This window comes from Mycobacterium sp. 852013-50091_SCH5140682 (genome assembly GCF_001665685.1).
Taxonomy (GTDB): domain Bacteria; phylum Actinomycetota; class Actinomycetes; order Mycobacteriales; family Mycobacteriaceae; genus Mycobacterium.
Genome location: NZ_LZTB01000005.1, coordinates 19,178 through 41,350, shown reverse-complemented (window position 1 = coordinate 41,350; position 22,173 = coordinate 19,178). Strand labels below are relative to the sequence as shown.

Sequence of the window (22,173 nt, the reverse complement as noted above, 5' to 3'; positions counted from 1 at the left end):
TCAATATACCCGCGATCAGACCCGTGCGAGGAACTCCGCGGCAGCCTCGGCAGCCAAAGCCCGGTCGTCGGCAACCAACCCGATGCGGGTGCGACGATCCAGGATGTCCTCGACCGTCGCCGCGCCCTCGTGCGTCACCGCGTATTCGAATTCCGCTCGGGTCACGTCGATTCCATCGGCCACCCGCTCGGTCGGGCGATCGCAGCCGGCCTGGGCGATGACGTTGGGCGCCTCGGCGCCATAGCGGGCCACCAGGGACAGTGGCAGCTCCATCGGCACGCGCAAGGTCGACACCGGATTGGCCGGGGCACCGACCAGCGGCAGATTGCGGGTGCGGCAGGCCGTGGCAGGCAAGCCGCGCAGCGCGACCGCGCGGTCAAGGACGTCTTGGGCCATGTAGCGGTATTCGGTGAGCTTGCCGCCGATGACGCTGATGACACCGTTGGGTGATTCGACGACGGCATGCTCACGAGAGACGTCGGCGGTCCTGTCCGCCCCGCTCTCGATGAGCGGCCTCAGCCCGGCGTAGGCACCCCGCACGTCTTCGATGGTGAGTGTGGTGGCCAATGCGGTGTTCACGGTGTCCAGCAGGAAGCTGATCTCACTCGAAGTCGGTTGGGGCACATCGGGTATGGGGCCAGGGGCGGCTTCGTCGGTGAGACCCAGGTACACCCGGCCGAGCTGTTCGGGCATCGCGAAGACAAACCGGTTCAACTCCCCCGGTATCGGAACCGTCAGCGCCGCAGTCGGATTGCCGAAGGCTGCGGCATCGAACACCAGATGCGTGCCGCGGCTCGGCCGCAGCGTGATGGACGGGTCCACTTCGCCCGCCCAGACGCCTGCCGCGTTGATCACGGCACGGGCCTTCACGTCGAACGTCTCGCCCGTGACCTGCTCGGTGAGCGTGACCGAATCGCCCTGCGCGCCAGTCGCAGCCAGCCGGGTCAGGATCCGGGCGCCGTGTTGGGCGGCCGTACGCGCGACGGCGACGACCAGCCGGGCGTCGTCGACGAGCTGACCGTCGTAGGCCAGCAATGCACCGTCCAGACCGTGGGTGCGCACGGTGGGTACCAGCTGGACTGCGCGGGCGACGTCCACCCGCCGCGACCGCGGCAATACCGCGGCGGAAGTTCCGGCGAGCCTGCGCAATCCGTCGCCGGCGACGAACCCGGTGCGCACCAGAGCCCGCGACGGGCGGCTCATCGAGGGCAGCAGCGGCACCAGTTGCGGCATGGCCTTCACCAGATGGGGAGCGTTGCGGGTCATCAGGATTCCGCGTTCGATGGCACTGCGGCGAGCGATCCCGATGTTCCCGGTCGCGAGGTAACGCAGCCCGCCGTGCACCAGTTTGGAACTCCACCGGCTGGTGCCGAAGGCCAGATCGTGTTTTTCCACCAGGGCCACGCTCAGCCCGCGGGTGGCGGCGTCCAGCGCGATGCCCGCGCCGGTGATACCGCCTCCGATGACGAGCACATCGAGTTGTGCGCCGTCGGCCAGCGCGGCGAGTTCGGTGACCCGACGGGTCCGGTTGAGTACGGCGGATCGGGTCATGGCGCGAGGTATCCGTTCAGTGCGTGGGTCAGTTCACGAGCGAGCGTGTCGGCATCGAGGATCGGTTCGACCATCTGCGCCGACTGGATCGCCGACTGCGTGATCAGCAGGCACATGGTGGCGAGTTGCCGGGGGTCGCCCCCGCGGACGCTGCCGTCTTCCTGTGCGAGCTTGAGCTCTCCGGCCACCGCATCGATGAGGATCTGCTGGCTGGTGCCCAGCCGCTCGGCGATGTACACCATGGCCAGCTCAGGCGCGGTGTGCAGCACCGCCATGATCACCGCGTCGTGCCGCAGGCGCTGCGCGACCGAAACGATACGGGATACCAAGGCATCCCGACCGGGCCCTGCACTGTCGACGTCGTCGAGCACCTGCACGATGCGCGCGGTGAGCAGCGCAGCCAGGATCGAGCGGGTGTCCGGGAAGCGGCGGTAGACGGTGGGCCGGCTCACGCCGGCGCGCCGAGCGATCTCGGCCAAGGTGACCCGGTCGATGCCGTATGCCAGCACGCAGCTGGCGGCCGCGTCGAGGATCCGATCCCCCAGCGACTCCCCTGACGCAGGGTTACTGATTGACAGCATGTGTAATACTGTAACTCATGACGCGCCCGGCTGAGCAGCTTCTGCCCCCGATGAAATGGAATGCCTGGGGCGACCCCCAGGCAGCCAAACCTCTGTCCGACGGGATCCGAGCCCTGCTGAACCAGGCCCTCGGCGTCGACGAAATCCAGATCCCCGAGATCACCGCCGAAGAGGTCCAGCTCCGGCCGTCGACACTCGCCGAGACGCACCGCGCCGCACTGGCAGCGATCGTCGGCGCGCCGTACTGCGCCACCGACGACACGTCGCGGCTGCTGCATGCCGGCGGAAAATCGACTCTGGACCTGTTGCGCCGCAAGGATTCCGAACCACAGGATGCTCCCGACGCCGTGGTGCTGCCCGGTTCCGAGGACGAGATCGCCGAGCTTCTCGCCTACTGCTCGGCCCAGCGCGTCGCGGTCGTCCCGTTCGGCGGCGGCACCAGCGTGGTCGGTGGGCTGGATCCGGTGCGCGGTGGGCTCACCGCTGTCATCGCGCTCGACCTGCGCCGCCTGAACCGGCTGATCAGCCTCGACGAGGTGTCCGGTGAGGCCGAGTTGGAAGCCGGCGTCACCGGACCGGATGCCGAGAGGCTGCTTGGCGCACACGGCTTTTCACTCGGGCACTTCCCCCAGAGTTTCCAGTTCGCCAGCATCGGCGGGTTCGCCGCCACCCGCTCCTCGGGTCAGGACTCGGCGGGCTACGGCCGGTTCGACGACATGGTGCGCGGGGTGCGGGCGGTGACGCCGGCCGGCGTGCTCGATCTCGGCCGAGCCCCTGCGTCTGCGGCCGGACCGGATCTGCGCCAACTCGTCGTCGGCTCGGAAGGTGTGTTCGGGATCATCACCCGAGTGCGCGTGCGCGTGCACCCCGTTCCCGAATCCACCCGCTATGAAGCGTGGTCGTTTCCCGATTTCGCCGCCGGCGCGGCCGCGCTGCGCGCCGTCACCCAGACCGGAGCCGGCCCGACCGTGATCCGGTTGTCCGACGAAGTCGAGACGGGCGTGAACCTGGCCACCACGGAAAGCATTGGCGAGCAGAGCATTACCGGCGGCTGCCTGGCCATCACGGTGTTCGAGGGCACCACGGCCCACGCCGAGAGCCGTCATGCCGAGACGCGGGCCGTACTGGAACAACACGGCGGGACGTCGCTTGGCGAGGCCCCGGCCCGGGCCTGGGAGCACGGCCGCTTCGGGGCGCCGTACCTGCGGGATTCCCTGCTGTCCGCCGGCGCCCTGTGCGAGACACTCGAGACCGCGACCAATTGGTCGAATGTCGCGGCGTTGAAAGCCGCTGTCACCGAAGCCTTGACGACCGCGCTGGCGCCGGCCCTGGTGATGTGCCACATATCGCACGTCTACCCCACCGGGGCCTCGCTGTACTTCACCGTCGTCGCCGCCCAGCACGGCAACCCGATCGAACAGTGGCAAGCTGCCAAGGCCGCGGCCAGCGATGCCATGGTGCGCGCCGGCGGCACCATCACCCACCATCACGCGGTCGGCGCCGATCACCGGCCGTGGATGGGAGCCGAGATCGGCGATCTCGGTGTCGAGGTGCTGCGCGCCGTCAAGCGCACCCTGGACCCGGCGGGAATCCTCAACCCGGGCAAGCTGATTCCGTGATGACACCGCGCACGCGAGGAGCGAGATGACACCGAGCCCGCCGGCCCATGTCACTGTGCTGACCAATCCGTTGTCCGGGCACGGTAACGCACCGCACGCCGCCGAACGTGCCGTCGCCCGATTTCAACGGCAAGGCCTGGATGTGTGCGCCATCGTGGGCACCGACGCCGAGCACGCCCGCCGTCTGGTCCGCGACGCCCTCGACACCGGCACCGACGCGCTCGTGGTGGTCGGTGGTGACGGCGTGATCTCGCTGGCTCTGCAGGAGTTGGCCCAGGGCAGCGTGCCGCTCGGCATCGTCCCGGCCGGCACCGGGAATGACCACGCCCGCGAATTCAAGCTGCCCACAGGCGATCCCGAGGCTGCCGCCGATGTGATCGTCGCCGGCCGCACCGAGACCATCGATCTGGGCCGCATCGTCGAGCGCTCCGGTGTGGTGAACTGGTTCGGCACTGTGATGGCTGCCGGGTTCGACTCACTGGTCAGTGACCGCACCAACCGCATGCGCTGGCCGCACGGCCGGATGCGGTACAACGTGGCCATGGTTGCCGAGTTGTCGAAACTGCGGTTGCTGCCGTTTCGGCTGGCCTTCGACGACGGGCCGGAGGTCACAACCGAGCTGACCCTGGCGGCCTTCGGCAACACCCGTAGCTACGGCGGCGGCATGCTGATCTGCCCGGGCGCCGATCACTCCGACGGTCTGCTGGATGTCACCATGGCCCATTCGGCCTCGCGTACCAAGCTGATTCGCTTGTTCCCCACGGTGTTCAAGGGCACGCACGTCGACCTGCCCGAGATCACCACCAAGCGGGCCGCGACCGTGCACGTCGACTGCCCCGGCATCAACGCCTATGCCGACGGGGATTTCGCGGCAGCCCTTCCGGTCACGGTGTCCGCGGTACCGCAGGCACTGCAGATCCTCGTGCCCTAGTCCGCGTCCTGCGACGAGCCCATCACGGCCAGCAGTTTGGCGAGGTGGCCGAACGCGTCGGTCATGGGTCGCGTGGGCACCGACGGATCGACCGCGCGCTGAATCCCCAGCCCGATACCGGCGCTGAGCAGAAGATTGCCGAGGTCGTCGAGGCTGGCCGCCACGTCGCTGCCCGCCAGTTGTTCCTCGGTGAACCCTAGTTTGGCCGACATCGATTGCAGGACATCGACGATCATCGTCGCCGCCTCGTTGCGTAGCGCCGTGATCATCTCCCCGAGTTCGGGGTTGTTGCGCGACAGCACCACGAATTCGAGTTCGAGCATGGTCCAGCCGACATCACCGGCGGTCCGTTCCAGCCAAGCGCTCACCGCGGCTACGCGAGCCTCCAGCTCATCGTCTGAGGTCGCGAGTTCGGCCATCTCATCGAACTTTTCGCGGTGTATGAGCTCCAGCACCTCACGGCACAGGTTGGGCTTGCTGCCGAAGTTGGAGTACACCGCGCCCTTCGAGAAGCCCGCGGCGTCGGCGATGTCGTCGAGGCTGGTGGCGGCGTATCCGTGGCGCAGGAAGCGCAGCTTGGCGGCCTGCAACAACTGGGCCCGCGTCCGTTCCTGGCGTTGCGCCCTGGTCAGCCGCGGCATGCGCTGATGATAGTTCGAGGCGAACTCCGGGTATTGAATTTACTCAGAGTATTCGGATACCGTCAGTATTTGAATGCTCGTGAGATGACCGGCCTGGAGGCATGACGTGCAGTTTTCCCGGAAGAAGCCATCCCCCGCCGGCGCGGTGGTCGTCATCACCGGCGGCGGCCGCGGCATCGGCGCCAAGACCGCCGAAGTGTTCTCCGCTGCCGGCGCCACCGTGTGGATCGGCGACGTGGATGCCGACGTCGCCGCGGCGACGGCCGCTGGGATAAGGCACAGTCGCAGCGCCCGCCTCGATGTCACCGACCGCACGTCGTGGGACCGGTTTGTCGCCGCGGTGCTCGACGCCGAAGGCCGCATCGATGTCCTGGTCAACAACGCGGGCGTGATGCCGCTGGGCGCATTCGAAGCCGAACCTGAAGCGACCACCGACCTGATTCTCGACGTGAACGTCCGCGGGGTGCTCAACGGACTGCGGGCGGTGGTGCCGACCATGATCGACCAAGGCGCGGGCCACATCGTCAATGTGGCATCGATGGCGGGCATGATCCCGATCCCCGGCATGGTGACCTACAACGCCAGCAAGTTCGCCGCGCTCGGCGCATCGCTGGCCGCGCGTCGCGAGTACGCAGGCACCGGAGTCACGGTGTCGGCGGTGCTGCCGTCGGCCGTACGTACCGAGTTGTCCTCCGGTGTCCAACTCGGCGGCGGGTTGCCGACGGTGGATCCCGACGACGTCGCGCGCGCCATCCTGCGCACGCTCCGCACGCGGGCCGCCCGTACGTCGGTGCCGGCCTGGGTCGCGCCCGGGTGGGCCCTCGTCGACGCGTTGGTCCCCGAATTCATCGAACGTGCAGTACGTTCCAGGATCGACGACCGCCGCGCCCTGACGGCGATCGATGCGGCCGGACGCGCGGATTATCTGCAGCGACTCGACCGACAGTCGAAAGCTCATGCCGGCCACGCCGATTCGAGGGCGGTGCGATGAGCACCGCACTGGTCATCGGCTGCGGCGGCACGATCGGTGGGGCCTGGACCGTCGCGGCCCTGCACGCGCTCGTCGAACAGACCGGCTGGGATCCCGCCACCGCCTCGGTGTTGCAGGGCACGTCGGCGGGCGCCGAACTCGTCACGATGCTCGGCGGCGGAGCATCGGTGGCCGACCTCGTTGCGATGCACCGGGGCACCAGCACCGACGAGCGATTGCGCCGCCACATAGCCGACACCCCCGCCAGTTTTCCGCCAATCCCTTTGCCGGGGTTGCTCAATCCGCGACTGCTCCGCACCCAGCGGGGCCTCGCCGCGGCGACGGGCGTGGCGCCAGTAGGGCGCGGCGACGCTAGCTGGCTGCAACGCCTGGCCGACGGCTTCACGGGCACCTGCGGCTGGCCGGCTCATCCAGGGGTACGCATGGTCGCCTTCGACTACCGACGGGGCGAACGTGTCGTGTTCGGCTCGCCCGGCGCACCACGCGCAGAACCTGGCGAGGCACTGCGCGCCTCGTGGGCCATCCCGGGCTGGATGCCACCGGTCACCATCGGCGACCGCCATTTCGTCGACGGCGGTGCCGCGTCGACCGCATCGGTCTACCTGATCGGCCGCGACGAGGCCGACCTCATCTACGTCATCGCCCCGATGTCCTCCGAGCGCGGCTGCCGCGCACCAGGTTTCGGCGGATTCGTGGAGGAGTTGCTGTTGCGCAGGCCGATGTCGCAAGGGCTTGACCACGAGGTCGCCGCCGTACGAGCACGCGGCACACAGGTGGTGGTCATCCGCCCAGATGATGCCGACCTCGCCGGGCTCGGCGCACACTTCATGCGGCGCGACCGTCGACGTGCGGCTTTCGACGCGGCACTGCGCACCGCGCCGGCCACGGTCGAACGGGCGCTGGCCGTCAGTGAGGAGGTCCGGTGAACCGCGAGCTTCGGATCGTCATCGTAGGTGCGGGGATGGCCGGGATCGCCACGGCGTACACGTTCACCCAAGCAGGTTTCACCAATCTGACGATCCTGGAAAAGGGGTCCGACGTCGGTGGGGTCTGGCACTGGAATCGCTATCCCGGCCTCACCTGTGACGTCCCGTCGCAGATCTATCAGTTCTCGTTTGCCCCCAAGCCCGACTGGGGCCACATCTGGGCGAGCGGCACGGAGATCCAGCAGTATCACCGCGACGTCGTCGAGCGCTTCGGGCTGCAGCGGTACCTTCGCTTCAACACCGAAGTCACCGAAATGCGTTATAACGCAGCCGATTCCACCTGGGCGGTGACGACGGGCGACGGTTCCACCCTGACCGCCGATGTCGTGGTCTGCGCCACCGGGGTGCTGCACCATCCGTTCGTGCCCGATTTCGCCGGTTTGGACACCTTCCGGGGCTCGGTCGTGCACACCGCGCGATGGGATCCCGAGGTGGTCACCGCGGCCCGGCGAATTGCGGTCATCGGCACCGGATCGACCGGCGTGCAGGTGGTTTCGGCCCTGCAGCCCGAGGCGGCGACGATCACTCATTTCGCCAGGTCGCCGCAGTGGATCCTGTGGGCACCGATGGGGCTGCGGCAACCGAAGGCGCTTGCCCGGATGCTGCGTCGCTGGCCTGCCCTGCACGACGCCGCGTATCGAAGGTTGCTGTGGGCCTCGGGCATTCTGGCCGACATCGTCACCAAGCCGTCCTGGCGCCGCACGCTCGTGCAGTCGTATGCCCGGTGGTGCCTGCGCGCGCAGATCCGGGATCCGCGGTTGCGCGCCAAGCTCACGCCGGATTACCAACCGCTGTGCAAGCGACAGGTGGTGTCGGGCAGTTACTACCGCGCCATCACCCGGCCCAACGCGCGACTCGTCAGCGACCGCATCGACGCGTTCACCGCGACCGGTATCCGCACCGCCTCCGGCGAACACCATGACATCGATGTCGCGGTGCTGGCCACCGGATTTCACGCCCACAACTACATGCGGCCCATGCGGATCATCGGTCGCGACGGAATGACGCTCGACGATGCCTGGGTCAAGGGCCCGCGGGCCTACCGGATGACCGCAATCCCGGGATTTCCCAACCTGTTCACCGTCCTCGGTCCGAACTCGCCGACCGGCTCCATCCCGCTGCAGTACTCGGCAGAGCTGACCGCGCGCTACCTCGTGAAATGGCTACGCCGGCTCGCCGCGGGTGAGCTGACCGAAGTGGAGGTCACCGAGTCGGCCACCGACGAGTTCAACGCCGCCGTGGCAGACGCGCTCGGGCCCACCGTGTGGAACACCGGCTGCAACTCGTGGTACTTCACCGACAACGGCACCATCGACCTGTGGCCGTTCGACCGCGCCACGCTCACCCACATGCTCTCCGAACCCGATCCTGCGCATTACCGGACGGCCTGAGGGACTTTCGCGTGTTCGTCGCGCGTGCTGAACCCGCACGGTACGTTTCGACGGGTTGATGGATCGACTCATACGGAGCCTCATGGTTGCAACCACGCACATCGGTCGGGTCAGCGCGCTGGTTGTCGCTCTCGGCGTGGTTGTCGTCGGCGCAGGCACCTCCGCCCGCGCCGACCCCGGCGCGACACCGCCGCAGGCCGGCTCCGCCTGTGGCGACAATCTCGACGGTGCGTTGACGGAACTGCCCCAGCCCGCCTCAGGTACCGGGACCGCCAAGGACCTCATGCAGTGCACCGGCGGTACGTGGCAGCCGTACCTCGACCCGTATCCCGCATCCGATCGCTGGCTGACGACCGGCCCCGAACTGATCCTGCACGGTCAGGGCCGGCGGAATCCGGAAGTGCACGCGGGCACGTGGACCGGAACTCCGCAGACCGACGAAACAGCATGCCGCGCCGAAGTTGTCGATGTGTTGGCTCCCGGCGAGACGTCGTCGCCCGAGGTCCATGCCGCCGACCCGGGCCGCCCCCTGGCCCTGGAGGTCGGCGACCACCTGTTCACGGCCAGGCTCACCGGCTACTGCCTGTGGCAGCGCGGCTGACGATTGCCTGCGCGCGGCCTCAGCCGACTCCCCTGTTGAGCCAGCTGACCTCGCCGGTCTCACCGCCGTCGCGGTACGGCTCCAGCGATTCGTCCCATGCCGTGCCGAGCACGGAGTCCAGTTCGGCGGCGAGCATGTCAGCACCGCCGGCCATGAGGGTGCGCAACCTCTGCTCGCCGACCATGACATCGCCGTTGGCGCTCATCGCCCCGCTCCACAGACCGAGTTGCGGGGTATGGCACCACCGATGGCCATCGACACCGCCGCTGGGGTCCTCGGTCACCTCGAAGCGCAGCACAGACCAGGAGCGCAGGGCATTGGCCAATTGCGCTCCGGTGCCGACCGGGCCGACCCAATTGGTGACGGCACGCAGCTGCCCCGGCATTGCCGGCTGGGGCGTCCACTTGAGGTTCGCCCGCGCCGACAGGGTCGACGACAACGCCCACTCGACATGCGGGCAGACCGCCGCGGGTGAGGCGTGGATGTACACCACACCCGTCGCCGCGTCGGCGAACTGGTTTGACGCACGCATCTGCTTCTCCTTCGGCTTCACGAGGGACGTCTTCCCCAACGACCTAGCGATACCGATCGAGTAATGCAGTTGTGTGTCGCGCGTGTCTATTGTGCCTTGTGTGGCCTATGTTGCGCTAGTCTGACCCGATTTCTCTCAGGACACCATCAGATATGGCCGGCCACAGCGGGTACGTCCACTCCCCGAAGTTGCGGTCGGTGAGCACTACCAACGCCACATCGGCGTCGGGATCCACCCACACAAACGTCCCTGACTGGCCGAAATGACCGAACGTCGACGGCGAGTTGGTCAAACCGGTCCAGTGCGGCGATTTGCTGTCGCGGATCTCGAACCCAAGCCCCCAGTCGTTGGGCCGCTGGGAGCCGAAGCCCGGTAGCACCCCCGAAAGGCCCGGAAACTGCACCTCGGTCGCGGCCGCGTGCATGGCCGGGGAGACCAGCTCCGGCCGCAGCAGCTCACGCGCGAACATCGCCAAGTCGGCGACCGTCGACGTGCCACCGTATCCGGCAGCCGCAGCTCCCCCGGTCAGCGTCGACGCCGACATCCCGAGTGGTTCGAACACCGACTCGGTGAGGTACTGGCCGAACTCGATCCCCGACTCTTTCTCGATGGCCTGCGCCAACAGCGCGAATCCGGTGTTGGAGTAGATGCGCCGCGTACCCGGCTTGGCCAGAATGTCGTCCGACACCATGGCCACGCCCGAGGTGTGCGCGAGCAGATGACGGATCGTCGAGCCCGGCGGCCCGGCCGGTGTGTCGAGCTCGACGACACCTTCCTCGATCGCAATCTGCGCAGCCCGTGCCGCCAGCGGCTTGGTCACAGAAGCCAGTGCGAACGGCTTTGCCGTATCGCCATAGCTGCCGCGCACGCCGGCCGGCCCGACCACCGCGGCAGCCGCGGCCGTCACCGGCCAGTCGTCAACGACCTGCAGAACATCCGCAACGCTCATGGAAGGCAAACTAGCCCGTGCGCCCCATGCCACGCGCAAGCAACCCGTCCGCCAAACCGGCTGCGAGGGCATCGACTTCGGCGACCAGGCGACGCAAGTCGACGCCGCGCCGCATCAACTCGGCAGTGTCGGCGCTCGACTCCACCGAGAGCCGGTACACATCGCAGATCGCGCGATAGGCCGATGGCGAGGCCTGCGTGGTTTCGCACCACTGATCCATCGACCGAGTCCAGGACTGTAGCCGCTCGCGGTCGGAACGACGCTGCGCCAGGTTCAACGCCCGCCGGTAGACATCACCGGCCCACTCCATCGGCACGCGCTCGTCGAGCGTCGGCAGCAGGACATCGTCGAGCGTCGCGACCCCGGAGACATCACCGGCCGCAACCGCGCTCAGCCCCTCGAGCACCCGCGCCAGCGTCTTCACGGCCACATCGTCGATGCGCCCGGCGATACCCGTCAGCGCCCGCGCCGCATCGGCCAGCTCAGTCAATTCCCCGGCATCGGCCGCCATCACGCCGGTGAGATACATCACATAACCGTGAGCCCCGACCTCGGAAACACCGCGCAGCAGCACCTCGGCCCGCTGAGCCCAATTCCTTGCCAACGCGATATGGCCGCGGGCCAGCCAGGCCAGGCCGAGCTCGGTCGCCTTCATGGCGGCCTGAACAGGGTCCGTGCGCAGTAGGCGACTGTGGACACGTTCATTGATACGCAAGGCTTCTCCGCCGTGGCCCTGCCGCCAGGCCACCGCAGCGAAATGCGCGAGATCGTCCGTATCGAGCGCCTGCACACCTTCGACTCGACTGAAGGATTCGTAACTGGTTCGCCAGTCGTTTCGCCGGTACGCCGACCGCGCGACGACGAGAAGTTCGGTTCGATCGTCGACCACAACCAACGGTAACGCGAAGGTGGGCATGAGGCCGACGGTTCGGTTTCCTAAGTACTACCTTATGGGCATGAGCCAGATTGTCCGTGGCGTCATCGCCCGTAGCGCCAAAGCCCCCGTCGAGTTGGTCGACATCGTCATACCGGATCCCGGCCCTGGCGAGGTCGTGGTGACCATCCAGGCCTGTGGGGTCTGTCACACCGACCTGACCTACCGGGAAGGCGGCATCAACGACGAATTCCCTTTTCTGCTCGGACACGAAGCCGCAGGCCTCGTCGAGTCCGTGGGTGAGGGCGTCACCCACGTCGTCCCCGGCGACTTCGTCATACTCAACTGGCGCGCAGTGTGCGGGGAATGCCGCGCCTGCAAGCGCGGCCGCCCGCAGCTGTGTTTCGAAACCCACAATGCGAAGCAAAAGATGACCCTCACCGACGGCACCGAACTCACGCCGGCTCTCGGTATCGGTGCCTTCTGCGACAAAACTCTCGTGGCCGAGGGTCAATGCACCAAAGTGGACCCCGCCGCTGACCCTGCGGTGGCAGGCCTACTCGGCTGCGGTGTCATGGCTGGCATCGGCGCCGCCATCAACACCGGGGCGGTCACGCGCAACGACACCGTCGCAGTCATCGGCTGCGGCGGCGTGGGCGATGCCGCGATCGCCGGCGCCAACCTCGTCGGCGCCAAGACCATCATCGCCGTCGACACCGACAACACGAAGCTCGACTGGGCCCGCGACTTCGGTGCCACCCACACCATCAACGCCAGAGAACTCGACCCTGTCAAAACCATCCAGGACCTCACCGACGGCTTCGGCGTCGACGTCGTGATCGACGCGGTCGGCCGCCCCGAGACCTGGAAGCAGGCCTTCTATGCCCGTGATCTCGCGGGCACAGTCGTGCTGGTTGGTGTCCCGACCCCGGACATGAGGCTCGATATGCCGCTGATCGACTTCTTTTCCCACGGCGGATCGTTGAAGTCCTCGTGGTACGGCGATTGCCTACCCGAACGCGACTTCCCCACCCTCATATCCCTCTATCTGCAGGGCCGCCTGCCCCTGCAGAAGTTTGTCAGCGAACGCATCGGCCTCGACGGCGTCGAAGAGTCCTTCGGAAAGATGCACGGCGGTCAGGTGCTGCGATCGGTGGTCGTAGTATGAGCGCCATGAGCGCGATCCAGCGAGTCGTCACCTCCGGCACCTTCTCCCTCGACGGCGGCACCTGGGACGTCGACAACAACATCTGGCTCATCGGCGACGACACCGACGTGGTCGTCTTCGATGCCGCCCACACCGCCGCCCCCATCATCGACGCCGTCAACGGACGCAACGTGGTCGCGGTCGTGTGCACCCACGGGCACAACGACCACATCACCGTCGCACCCGAACTCTCCAAGGCCCTCGACGCGCCGGTGCTGCTGCACCCCGCCGACGAGATGCTGTGGCGAGAAATCCACCCCGACAACGAGTTCCGGCCTGTGGACGACAAACAGGTGCTGCGCGTCGGCGGCATCGAGCTGCATGCCCTGCACACCCCCGGACACTCGCCCGGCTCGGTCTGCTGGTCTGCACCCGACCTGGGCGCTGTCATCTCCGGCGACACCCTGTTCCAGGGCGGCCCCGGTGCCACCGGACGCTCCTACTCGGACTTTCCCACCATCCTCGAATCCATCAGCACACGACTCGGCGCCCTGCCCGGCGAGACCGTGGTCTACACCGGACACGGTGACACCACCACGATCGGCGGCGAGATCGTGAACTATGACGACTGGGTGGCGCGCGGCCACTGACGATGCGCCGCGAGGAACGAGCCGGCGCGGAGGAAGTGGTCCAGACCAGCACGGCCACTGACGATGCGCCGCGAGGAACGAGCCGGCCACTGACGCTTTGCGATCACGCTGAGCCAGTTTCTTAACGCGGAGCGGCGGTGCGCCCATAGTCGGTGCCATGACGACATCGAGCGGGCGCTCCGCTGCCATCATCGGAGCCGGCCAGACTGGGGTCACCGCAGCACTGGGGTTGTTGGACAACGGGTTTGACGTCACGCTGTACAGCGACCGGGATCAGCGCAACCTGCGTGATGCGGTGCCCGCGACCGGCACGGCGCTGATCTTCGGCACCGCCCAGCGCGCCGAGGAGAGCCTGGGGCTCAACACCTACCTGGCCACCGCTCCGACCTTGACCGGACAGAGCGTGCGGGTGGTCAACGGCTCCGATCCGGCGCGTCCCGAGGAGGTCGCCTTCGATGCGTCGTTCGACGGCTTCGTCGGGGTCGCGGTCGACACGCGGCTCAAGGCCGACGACCGGCTCAGCCTGTTCCAGCAGCGCGGCGGGAAGTTCGTCGTCGAGACGGTCGATCCCAACCGCCTCGACAGCATCGCCGCCGGTGCCGATCTGACCCTGGTGGCTACGGGCCGCGGTGGGCTGTCGTCGCTGTTTCCGATCGACCCCGACCGGACGGTGTACGACCGGCCGCAGCGCCGGCTCCTGGCCCTGACGGTAACCGGATTGCCTTACGGGCCGGAGGTTTTCGCGCATCGCAGCGCCGCAGGCGGCAGGCACAGCGCCTTCACCGTGATCAGCGATCAGGGCGACTCGTGGTTGGGTCCGTATCTGCACAAGGACGCTGGTCCGTCCTGGGCCTTCCTCGGCTGGGCCCGGCCGGGCAGCGACTGGGATCGCCGATTCGCCGGGGTGGACAGCGCCCAGTCCGCACTGCGGACGATCACCGAGTTGCACCGCGACTACATCGACTGGGATCTGCCCGAAATCTCCGAATTGGCGGTGATCGAGGAGGACCCGCATTCGTGGCTGACCGGCGGGGTCACCCAGGTGGTGCGCTCGGGGGTGGGCCATACGGCCGGTAGGCATCCGGTCGCCGCGCTCGGCGACACCGCGGTGGCGTACGACCCAATCGCGGGGCAGGGCGCGCAGGGCGGACTCGTACAGGCCGCGGCATTGGTACGCAAGGCCGCGGCACACGACGGCGCGTTCGACACCGCTTGGCTCACAACGGCGTTCGAGGACTTCTATCAGCACCGGGCCCGGGCGGCCCATCTGGTCACCCGACTCTTTCTGTCAGATCCCGAGCTCGCGGAGTACGGCGAGCTGTTCTTCACTGCGGCCAGCTCCAGCGACCGGTTCGCCTCGAAACTGTTTGGCCTGCTGGACGACCCGACACCAGTGGAGCGACTCACGTCCCGGCAAGCGGCGTATGACCTGATCGCCGATTTCGCCGGCGAACCCGCCGAAGCGGTGCTCGACCGGTTCGTGCCTGCCGGTAGGTTCGACCGATCCCGATTGGTGTTGCGAGCGGCGTGACGATCAGCTGTTGAGGATGCGGCGCTTCTCGGCTTGGAACTCAGCGTCGGTCAGCGCACCTGAATCACGCAGCGCCGCCAACGTCTTCAGCTGTTCGAGGCGTACGCCCTGATCGGTGGGTGGATAGCTCGGCGGTGCGGGGACATAGCTCTGCGACGTGTACGTCGGCGCGTCCGCAGCTCCGAAGACCGGGAATTCCTGCGGACCGACGGGACGTGGCCGCTTCGCTGCGCGCGCCGACCACCAGAGGGCCACCGCGAGTTCGGCGAGCCCCAGCACGAACAGCCCGACGAACAACCACACCACCCAGCCGTACTGGCTGCCGTGCCCGAACGCCAGCCGCGGACTGATGTAACCGTTGACATCGCCGTCGGTGACCACTTGATAGCTTCCGGCCTCGGCCACCTGAGCCACCCATACCCGCACCCGGGCGTCATTGTTCACCGTCGTTGTGCCGCCTGGACTTTCGGTGACGACCGGCTCGGGTGCCCCTTGCGGCGGAACGAGCTGCAGTTTCAGGCTCGGCACGGGCACACCCCCACCCGACCCCGTGGTGAGCGTGTGGAAGCTGACGGTCACCTCACCTGCGGGCAACTGGACCGTGCCCGATCCCGGGATCGGAACCTCCCCGTATGCGTCGTACTCGTCGAGCACGAACGCGCTGAGGACCAGGGCCACGATGAATCCGATGACCCCGACCACGAGGGACACGATCGCGGCTGTCACCAACGGTGCCGCGATTCGCCGGCTGCTCATAGCCGGAAGTGTGCCATGGTCGCCACAGCAACGACTACCGTCGGGGCATGCCTCGCGACGAGACCGAAGCAAACCGGTCGGTCGGCCCGGTGCGCCGGCTGGCGATGCGGTACTGGATGGCGCTGATCCTGGTGGCGCTCGCCGCGCTCTTCGTCGCTCAGAACCGCGACCGCGTCCGCGTGCACGTGCTGTGGGTGACCGTCGAGTCGCCGATGTGGTCGATCTTGGTCATCATTTTCGTTGTGGGACTTCTCATCGGACTGTTGCTGCGGTGGCGACGGAGCTAGCCATGCCGGAATCCAGCTTCGTCGTGCGCCCAGATCCCGGCGATGATCGAAAGCAGACGCCGAGTTTGCGGTTGCAGGCAGCGGGATTGAGCTCGGCCATAACGCTTTTCGCGGAGGCCGCCCGCACCGTGCCACTCCCGAGCCCGCCGCAGCCGATCGTGGTCGCCGATTACGGTTCGGGCACCGGACACAACGGCCTGCTCGCGCTCTCGAAGGCGGTCGGCGTGCTGCGGGGGCGCACCCGCCCCGAACATTCGGTGCTGGTCACGCACACCGATACCCCGGACAACGATTTCACCACGCTGTTCCGCACCCTCGCGGACGACCCGGCGTCCTATCTGCGCACGGACGCCGCGGCGTTCAGCTCCGCGGTGGGCCGGTCGTACTACAGCCAGATCCTGCCGTCGAACAGCATCAACCTGGGTTGGTCGGCGTGGTCGATTCAGTGGCTGGGCCGGGTGCCGATGCCGGTGCGCGATCACATCGCGGTGGCCTACAGCACCGACGCGCACGCCCGCGCCGCCTACGCGCGGCAGGCGGCGCACGATTGGCACGAGTTCGTGGCCTTCCGGGGCCGGGAGCTGTGCCCCGGAGGCAAACTCGTGGTGCTGACGATGGGACTCGCCGACGACGGCGACTTCGGTTATCGGCCGCTGCTGATCGCCCTCACCGACGCTTTGCGGGAACTCGTCGCCGACGCAGTCATCACCAGCGACGAGCTGCACCGCATGTCGCTACCCGTGATGGGCCGGGCCGCAGCGGATTTCGTGACTCCCTTCGCACCGTCCGGTCGTCTCGAGCGGCTCTCCATCGAACACCTCGAGGTGTTCGACGCCGAGGACCGGTTCTTCAACCAGTACCGCACCGACCATGACGCAAGGGCTTTCGGCGCCCAATGGGCTGCGTTCTGCCGGTTCGCCTTGTTCGACGCACTGGCCCAAGCGCTCGGCGACGCAGGACGACACGCGGTGTTCTTCGATCGGCTCGAGGCGGGCGTGGCCGCCCGGCTGGCCGCCGCCCCCGAACAGATGCGGATCCCGCTGGCCGAGGTGGTCCTGGTCAAACGACTCAAGAGCTAAAGGGACCAGCCCGCAACCGCAGCGTCGATCAGGTGTGGGCCGGGCTCGCCGAGCGCAGCGCGGAACTGCTCGGCAAGTTCTTCGGCCGTGGTCGCCCGCGTGGCGGGAACACCGAATCCCTCTGCGATGGAAACAAAATCGATGTCAGGTCGACCGAGGTCGAGCAACGAACGGGACTGCTCACCGGCCGCAGCGGCCCCGACGCGCTGCAGTTCCATTTGAAGGATCGCGTAGGCGTGGTTGTTGAGGATGACGACGGTGACATCGAGTCTCTCGCGGGCCATGGTCCACAACGCCGAGATGGTGTAGAGCGCACTGCCGTCGGCCTGCAGCGCGATGACCGGCCGGTGCGGCGCGGCGACAGCGGCACCCACAGCCACCGGCAGCCCTTGGCCGATCGCGCCACCGGTCAGCGTCAGCAGGTCGTGAGCGGCCGAACCCGCAGTCGCAGTGGGCAGGAAGAAGCCGCTGGTGTTCGCCTCGTCGGAGATGATCGCGTCCTCGGGCAGCAGCGCGGCAATCACCTGGGCCCAGTTCTGCGCGTTGAGTGGCCCGGTCGGCAGTGCGGCGAGTTCGGCCGGGTTGTCGACGTACGGCCGAGCTCCGAGGTGGTCGGCCAGCTTCTCCAGATCGCTCGGGGCCACGGCGTGCACGGTCGCCCCGGCCGGCACGAGGTCGCCCGGCTTGCCCGGATATGCGAAGAACGTGACCGGCGAACGTGCCCCCACCAGAACCAGATCCGTTGTGCCGGAGAGTTGTTCGGCAGCCTGCTCGCCGAGGTAGGCCAACCGGTCGAGGTGCGGCACACCGCGTCCACGCGCCACGCGGGCCGGGAAGGTCTCGACGAGTGCTCGGGCTCCGGTCGCGGCCTCGATGCGGGCCGCCGCGATGAGCCCTTCTGCTGAGTTCGCCGCGCCGCCGAGTAGCAACAACGCGTGCGCGCCGCGGTCACGCAACAGCTCCGCCGCGGCCGCGATCTGCATCCCACCGGTCGCAGGCTGTCGTTCTGACGACACCGGCGCGCCGGGCGACGCCGGGCCCCACGAGAAATCGGCGGGCAGGATCACGGTGGCCACCCCGCCGGGTTCACCGGCCGCGCTGTGGACAGCGCTGTCAACGGCTGTAGCCACATCGTCGGGCGTCGCGGGTCGGTGCACCGAACCGTGGGTCCATGCGGCCAGCGCCTCGATGTCGGATTCCAGTGGCGCATCGAGGGGTTTGTGGTACGTCGCATGGTCGCCGACGATGTTGACGACCGGGCTGAAGGCCCGCCGCGCGTTGTGCAGATTGGCCAGACCGTTGGCCAGGCCGGGCCCGAGGTGCAGCAGGGTGGCTGCCGGCCGCCCAGCGATGCGCGCATAGCCGTCGGCCGCACCCGTGGCCACGCCCTCGAACAGGCACAGCACGGGCCGCATCTCCGGCGCCGCGTCCAGTGCCGCGACGAAGTGCATCTCCGAGGTGCCCGGATTGGCGAAGCACACGTCGACTCCCGCGGCGAGCAATCGCCCGATCACCACCTGCGCGCCGGTGCTCGTGCTCATCGGCGGGCCCGCGTCCACATCCGGCCGCCGACTTCGATTTCGCGTTGATGCCACTTGTCCCGCACCCACCCATAGTGGTCGGCGATCCGGTCGGACGCCAGGGCGACACCTGACGAAGTCCCGGCACATCATTGACTGATTATCAATCGGTATGCGACGGTGGATCCGGCAGCACGCGGAATCCCCGGCACCGAGAACGGCGACAGTCATGCGAAGACATCGAATGAACCTGCGCGACAAGCGGATCCTTCTCACCGGTGCGTCGAGTGGCATCGGGCGCGCACTGGCCTTCGCACTGAGTGCCCGCGGCGCGACGCTCGTGCTCGCGGCCCGACGCCACCAGCTACTCGATGAGGTCGCCGATCAGATCGCCGCGTCGGGGCGCCCCCGGCCGATCGTGATGCCGACCGATCTGGCCGAGCCCGGTTCGGCTGCCACCCTGGGTCGCGATGCCGTGCACGCGCTCGACGGGATCGTCGACGTCGTGATCAACAACGCGGGTGCCAACCTCACCGGCGCACAGTCCCTGGTGGCCGACAGTGCCGCGGCCCGCGCCGTCTTCGAAGTCAACCTGTGGTCGCCGCTCGCGCTCACCGCCGCGGTACTGCCTGCGATGCGCGCCGCAGGCCGCGGCACGATCGTCAACGTCACCTCGACAGTGCAAGCCGTGCCGCTGCCCCTACTCGGGTATTACGCAGCGTCCAAAGCTGCCCTTGCGCAGGCCACGCGGTCGCTGCGACTGGAACTCGCCGAGACCCCACTTCGGGTGCTCGAGGTGGTACCGGGATCCACCGACACCGCGCTGCGAGATATCGACGAACTCCCTTGGAAGACAACGGCTCCCAAAACCCTGCGACCGGTACCCCCGGAGGCTACGGCGGAGGCGGTCGTTGGCGCGCTGGAACGAGGCGATTCTCGCGTCGGCTACCCGCGGTATTCATTGCTGCCGCTTGAGATTCCGGCCATCGGGCGTCTGCTCGCCGCGATCGGCGGGCGCCGCGTGAACACCCGCGCCGCACTCGAACCGCACCCTCATGCCGACCAACCTCGTTAGCCTGAACTGATGGGTGCCAAATCGGCCGTCACCGACCGGCGTCAATCGATCATCGACGCGGCCCGACACCTGTTCGCCACCCGCCCCTACGACCGGGTCACCACGTCAGAGATCGCGAAGAACGCCGGGGTGGCATACGGGCTGATCGCGCACCATTTCGAGAACAAACGCGGACTCTATCTCGCGGTGATGAACGAGATCGCCGAGGAGATCGCAGCCGTACAGCTGAGCCTGCCGCCGGCGGACACGGCCCTGGTGGACCAGCTGCGCCACGCGTTGCGCAGCCACATCGCCTACATCGACTCGTATTCAGGGAGTTTCGTCGCGCTGCTGCGCGGCGCGTTGGGCGCCGACGCCGAGCACCAAGCGGCCGTCGAGCGCCTGCGCTGGATCGGTGCGCAGCGAATCCTGTTGGCACTGGGCATCGCTGACCCGATCCCGCCGGTGCTGCGCGCTGCCATGCACGGGTGGGTGGGCTATCTCGACGAGATGATGATCGACCGCATCACCCACCGGGACATCGACGCCGACGCGCTCGTCGAACTCGCGGCCGCCGCCCTGGTGACGACCCTGAAGACGACCGCGGCGATCGAACCGTCGATCGTCTACTCCCCCGAAGTCCTCGACGCGTTCGAGTCGTTCGGATGATGCGAGCTAGCCCCCGTGACCGTGCCCACCGCCGGGAGCAGGCACCCACGGCAGACCCGGGATGGTCGGGTACGGCGCCGCGGGGGTCCACGGCGTCTGGGTCGGCGTCGACGGAGCCGCACTCGTCGGTGTATCGGTCGTCGCCGGCGCGGCGGTAGTGGGTGTGTCCGTCGCCGGAGGCGGCGCGTCGGTCGTCTGGGGCGGCGGTGGCGCATCGGCGGGTGGCGGTGGCGCGGTCTGTGTCACCGTCTGCGCCGGGGCCTGCTCGATGACGGTTTGCGGTGACTGCTGCTGCTGCTCAGGTGCCGACGCGTCGGCAGGAGCGGCAGGGGCCGGTGCCTGCGCGGGCGCCGACGTCGTGGTCATCGCCGTCGAGGTCGACGCCGGGGCCGGGCTCTTCTCCGAATCCTGGTGGGTCAGCAGCAGCACGGCCGCGACGGCGACGAGCGCCACGGCGGCTCCCGCGCCCGCCAGCAGCGCGGGCTTGCGATACCAGGGCAGCGCGGCGACCCGGTCGTGGTCGGTGAGCTCGGGTTCGCCGAATGCCAACTGCGGGCGGGCGCTGGTGAGCCCGATGCGGGAGGGCTCGGGCTCGGGCTCGGGCTCGGCATAGCCCAAATCGGTGGCCGGCGCGACGTCGGGCACGTCGTCGGCATCCGACCAGGCCAGCGCCTGCGAGGCCGGCGGCGGTTCGGGCGCCATCGCGGCGGCCGCCTGGGTTGGCGGCGCGGCCGCCGACGCGGGAGCCAGCGCGGTCATGCTCTCCTCGACCGTGCCGCGCACCGCGGTGATCCCCGATCCGATGGCCGCGGTCAGCTCGGGTTGAGCCCCGGTGATCACCGGCACCCGCAAGCTCTGCGACAGCGCTGTGGTGACGGCCGGGATCCTGGCCCCGCCGCCGATGGTGGCAACGGCGACGAGGTCGCCGGGCCGCAACCCGGCGCGGTCCACGGTGTCCTGCAGAACCGCGACGAATTCGTCCAGCGGCGCCTGCATGGCGTCCTCGAGTTCACGGCGGTTCAACCGGACGTCAGTTCGGTGGCCCGGCAGTTCAGCGGTCAGCGAGGTGACCGACTCGGTGGACAACCGCTCCTTGGCGCGACGGCACTCACCGCGCAACCGGCCCAGCGAGCCGATCGCCGACGTGCTCACCAGGTCGATGGTGCCCGCCGACGACAGTTCGTTGACGATGTGGGTGAGCAGCGCCTGGTCGATGAGATCACCGGACAGGTCGGGGTGCCGGACGGTCGGGGCGATCGGCTGGTAGCCGTTACCGGCGTCGGCGAGCGTGATGCTGGTGCCCGTACCGCCGAAATCGCACAGCGCGATCACGCCGCGGGTCGGCACCCCGGGGTTGTCCTGCAGGGCGATCAGCGCCGCCGTGGCGTCCGACAGAAGCGTGGGCGAGGCCGGGGCCCGGAACTCCGGGACCTCGTCAAGGGCGTTGCGCAGCGCAGCGATCTGGTTGGGCCGCCAGTGTGCGGGGTGGGTGACGGCGATCGGGTCCGTTGCGGGCCCGCCTCGGGTGACGGTGTGCAGCAGCGCCCCCAGCGCGTCCGCCACCAGCACCTCCCCACGATGCGACGAGCCGTCAGGGGCCAAGATCCCCACCGGGTCCCCGACCCGGTCGACGAAGTCGGTGAGGATGAGTCCCCGCTCGGTGAGATTGGGATTCTCGCTGGGCACTCCGACCTCGGACGGGCGATGCGGATACAGCGTCAACACAGGTGAGCGCGTCACCGCGGTCCTGCCCACCACCACCGCCGTCAGGTTGGTCGCACCAACCGACAACCCAATTCCGTCAGCCATGTCACCCCGTCTCGAGAGAGCACT

22 protein-coding genes are annotated in these 22,173 nt (G+C 68.2%); 13 read left to right on the top strand and 9 right to left on the bottom strand.

Annotated features, from left to right (window positions below; translation table 11 throughout):
- Positions 1-15: 15 nt before the first annotated feature.
- Together A5784_RS00990 and A5784_RS00985 are read right to left on the bottom strand one after the other, a co-directional pair.
- A complete protein-coding gene (locus A5784_RS00990; protein ID WP_064941434.1) occupies positions 16-1,551 on the bottom strand; it encodes a glycerol-3-phosphate dehydrogenase/oxidase in 1,536 nt (511 codons plus the stop codon).
- Positions 1,548-2,132: a TetR/AcrR family transcriptional regulator gene (locus A5784_RS00985; protein WP_064941432.1), complete on the bottom strand. Its 585-nt coding sequence runs from the start codon at positions 2,130-2,132 to the stop codon at positions 1,548-1,550. The genes A5784_RS00990 and A5784_RS00985 overlap by 4 nt, the downstream gene beginning before the upstream one ends.
- Positions 2,133-2,182: 50 nt before the next feature.
- Here A5784_RS00985 and A5784_RS00980 point away from each other — a divergent pair, with 50 nt between their 5' ends.
- Together A5784_RS00980 and A5784_RS00975 are read left to right on the top strand one after the other, a co-directional pair.
- Positions 2,183-3,751 carry an FAD-binding oxidoreductase gene (locus tag A5784_RS00980; protein WP_156750312.1) on the top strand — a complete coding sequence of 523 codons (1,569 nt, stop codon included), beginning with the start codon at positions 2,183-2,185 and terminating at the stop codon, positions 3,749-3,751.
- Between the two features lie 25 nt (positions 3,752-3,776).
- On the top strand, positions 3,777-4,682 hold the full coding sequence (locus tag A5784_RS00975; protein ID WP_064941428.1) for a diacylglycerol kinase: 906 nt from the start codon (positions 3,777-3,779) through the stop codon (positions 4,680-4,682).
- Here A5784_RS00975 and A5784_RS00970 read toward each other — a convergent pair.
- Complete coding sequence (locus tag A5784_RS00970) at positions 4,679-5,323, bottom strand: TetR/AcrR family transcriptional regulator (RefSeq protein ID WP_064941426.1); 645 nt, start codon at positions 5,321-5,323, stop codon at positions 4,679-4,681. The genes A5784_RS00975 and A5784_RS00970 overlap by 4 nt on opposite strands.
- 106 nt (positions 5,324-5,429) lie before the next feature.
- Here A5784_RS00970 and A5784_RS00965 point away from each other — a divergent pair, with 106 nt between their 5' ends.
- The 4 genes from A5784_RS00965 (at position 5,430) to A5784_RS00950 (ending at position 9,292) form a co-directional block, all read left to right on the top strand.
- Positions 5,430-6,314 carry an SDR family oxidoreductase gene (locus tag A5784_RS00965; RefSeq protein ID WP_064941424.1) on the top strand — a complete coding sequence of 295 codons (885 nt, stop codon included), beginning with the start codon at positions 5,430-5,432 and terminating at the stop codon, positions 6,312-6,314.
- Positions 6,311-7,240, top strand: coding sequence for a patatin-like phospholipase family protein (locus A5784_RS00960; protein WP_064941422.1), 930 nt, complete (start codon positions 6,311-6,313; stop codon positions 7,238-7,240). The genes A5784_RS00965 and A5784_RS00960 overlap by 4 nt, the downstream gene beginning before the upstream one ends.
- Entirely contained in the window at positions 7,237-8,691 is a 1,455-nt protein-coding gene (locus A5784_RS00955; protein ID WP_082944590.1) for a flavin-containing monooxygenase, read from the top strand. Before A5784_RS00960 ends, A5784_RS00955 begins: the two co-directional genes overlap by 4 nt.
- Positions 8,692-8,773: 82 nt before the next feature.
- Positions 8,774-9,292, top strand: a complete 519-nt coding sequence (locus A5784_RS00950; RefSeq protein ID WP_232005891.1) for a hypothetical protein — start codon at positions 8,774-8,776, stop codon at positions 9,290-9,292.
- 19 nt (positions 9,293-9,311) lie between these two features.
- Here A5784_RS00950 and A5784_RS00945 read toward each other — a convergent pair whose 3' ends face one another.
- The 3 genes from A5784_RS00945 to A5784_RS00935 form a co-directional block, all read right to left on the bottom strand.
- On the bottom strand, positions 9,312-9,824 hold the full coding sequence (locus tag A5784_RS00945) for a DUF3145 domain-containing protein (protein ID WP_064941498.1): 513 nt from the start codon (positions 9,822-9,824) through the stop codon (positions 9,312-9,314).
- A 115-nt stretch (positions 9,825-9,939) separates the two neighbouring features.
- Positions 9,940-10,773, bottom strand: coding sequence for a serine hydrolase domain-containing protein (locus tag A5784_RS00940; RefSeq protein WP_064941419.1), 834 nt, complete (start codon positions 10,771-10,773; stop codon positions 9,940-9,942).
- Positions 10,774-10,783: 10 nt separating this feature from the next.
- On the bottom strand, positions 10,784-11,689 hold the full coding sequence (locus tag A5784_RS00935) for a hypothetical protein (protein WP_064941417.1): 906 nt from the start codon (positions 11,687-11,689) through the stop codon (positions 10,784-10,786).
- 40 nt (positions 11,690-11,729) lie between these two features.
- Between A5784_RS00935 and A5784_RS00930 the strand changes: the two genes are divergently transcribed.
- The 3 genes from A5784_RS00930 to A5784_RS00920 all read left to right on the top strand — a co-directional run bounded on the left by A5784_RS00930 (position 11,730) and on the right by A5784_RS00920 (position 14,975).
- A complete protein-coding gene (locus A5784_RS00930; RefSeq protein WP_064941496.1) occupies positions 11,730-12,815 on the top strand; it encodes an S-(hydroxymethyl)mycothiol dehydrogenase in 1,086 nt (361 codons plus the stop codon).
- 5 nt (positions 12,816-12,820) lie between these two features.
- Positions 12,821-13,444 (top strand): MBL fold metallo-hydrolase, encoded by a 624-nt coding sequence (locus A5784_RS00925; RefSeq protein ID WP_197514587.1) that lies wholly within the window; start codon positions 12,821-12,823, stop codon positions 13,442-13,444.
- Positions 13,445-13,601: 157 nt separating this feature from the next.
- Positions 13,602-14,975 (top strand): styrene monooxygenase/indole monooxygenase family protein, encoded by a 1,374-nt coding sequence (locus A5784_RS00920; protein WP_064941413.1) that lies wholly within the window; start codon positions 13,602-13,604, stop codon positions 14,973-14,975.
- A gap of 3 nt (positions 14,976-14,978) precedes the next feature.
- Here A5784_RS00920 and A5784_RS00915 read toward each other — a convergent pair whose 3' ends face one another.
- Positions 14,979-15,731, bottom strand: a complete 753-nt coding sequence (locus A5784_RS00915) for an SHOCT domain-containing protein (protein ID WP_064941410.1) — start codon at positions 15,729-15,731, stop codon at positions 14,979-14,981.
- 47 nt (positions 15,732-15,778) lie between these two features.
- On the opposite strand from A5784_RS00915, the gene A5784_RS00910 reads away from it, so the two are divergent.
- Together A5784_RS00910 and A5784_RS00905 are read left to right on the top strand one after the other, a co-directional pair.
- Positions 15,779-16,018, top strand: a complete 240-nt coding sequence (locus A5784_RS00910; RefSeq protein WP_064941408.1) for a lipopolysaccharide assembly protein LapA domain-containing protein — start codon at positions 15,779-15,781, stop codon at positions 16,016-16,018.
- Between the two features lie 2 nt (positions 16,019-16,020).
- Positions 16,021-17,097 carry a class I SAM-dependent methyltransferase gene (locus A5784_RS00905; RefSeq protein ID WP_064941406.1) on the top strand — a complete coding sequence of 359 codons (1,077 nt, stop codon included), beginning with the start codon at positions 16,021-16,023 and terminating at the stop codon, positions 17,095-17,097.
- Here A5784_RS00905 and A5784_RS00900 read toward each other — a convergent pair.
- Entirely contained in the window at positions 17,094-18,638 is a 1,545-nt protein-coding gene (locus A5784_RS00900) for an acetolactate synthase large subunit (protein ID WP_064941404.1), read from the bottom strand. The two genes, A5784_RS00905 and A5784_RS00900, sit on opposite strands and share 4 nt — an antisense overlap.
- Before the next feature lie 208 nt (positions 18,639-18,846).
- Here A5784_RS00900 and A5784_RS00895 point away from each other — a divergent pair, with 208 nt between their 5' ends.
- Positions 18,847-19,692 (top strand): SDR family NAD(P)-dependent oxidoreductase, encoded by an 846-nt coding sequence (locus A5784_RS00895; RefSeq protein ID WP_064941402.1) that lies wholly within the window; start codon positions 18,847-18,849, stop codon positions 19,690-19,692.
- A gap of 9 nt (positions 19,693-19,701) precedes the next feature.
- Positions 19,702-20,340 (top strand): TetR/AcrR family transcriptional regulator, encoded by a 639-nt coding sequence (locus tag A5784_RS00890; protein WP_064941400.1) that lies wholly within the window; start codon positions 19,702-19,704, stop codon positions 20,338-20,340.
- A gap of 6 nt (positions 20,341-20,346) precedes the next feature.
- On the opposite strand, the gene A5784_RS00885 is transcribed toward A5784_RS00890, so the two are convergent.
- Entirely contained in the window at positions 20,347-22,149 is a 1,803-nt protein-coding gene (locus A5784_RS00885) for an Hsp70 family protein (protein ID WP_064941398.1), read from the bottom strand.
- Between the last annotated feature and the right edge of the window lie 24 nt (positions 22,150-22,173).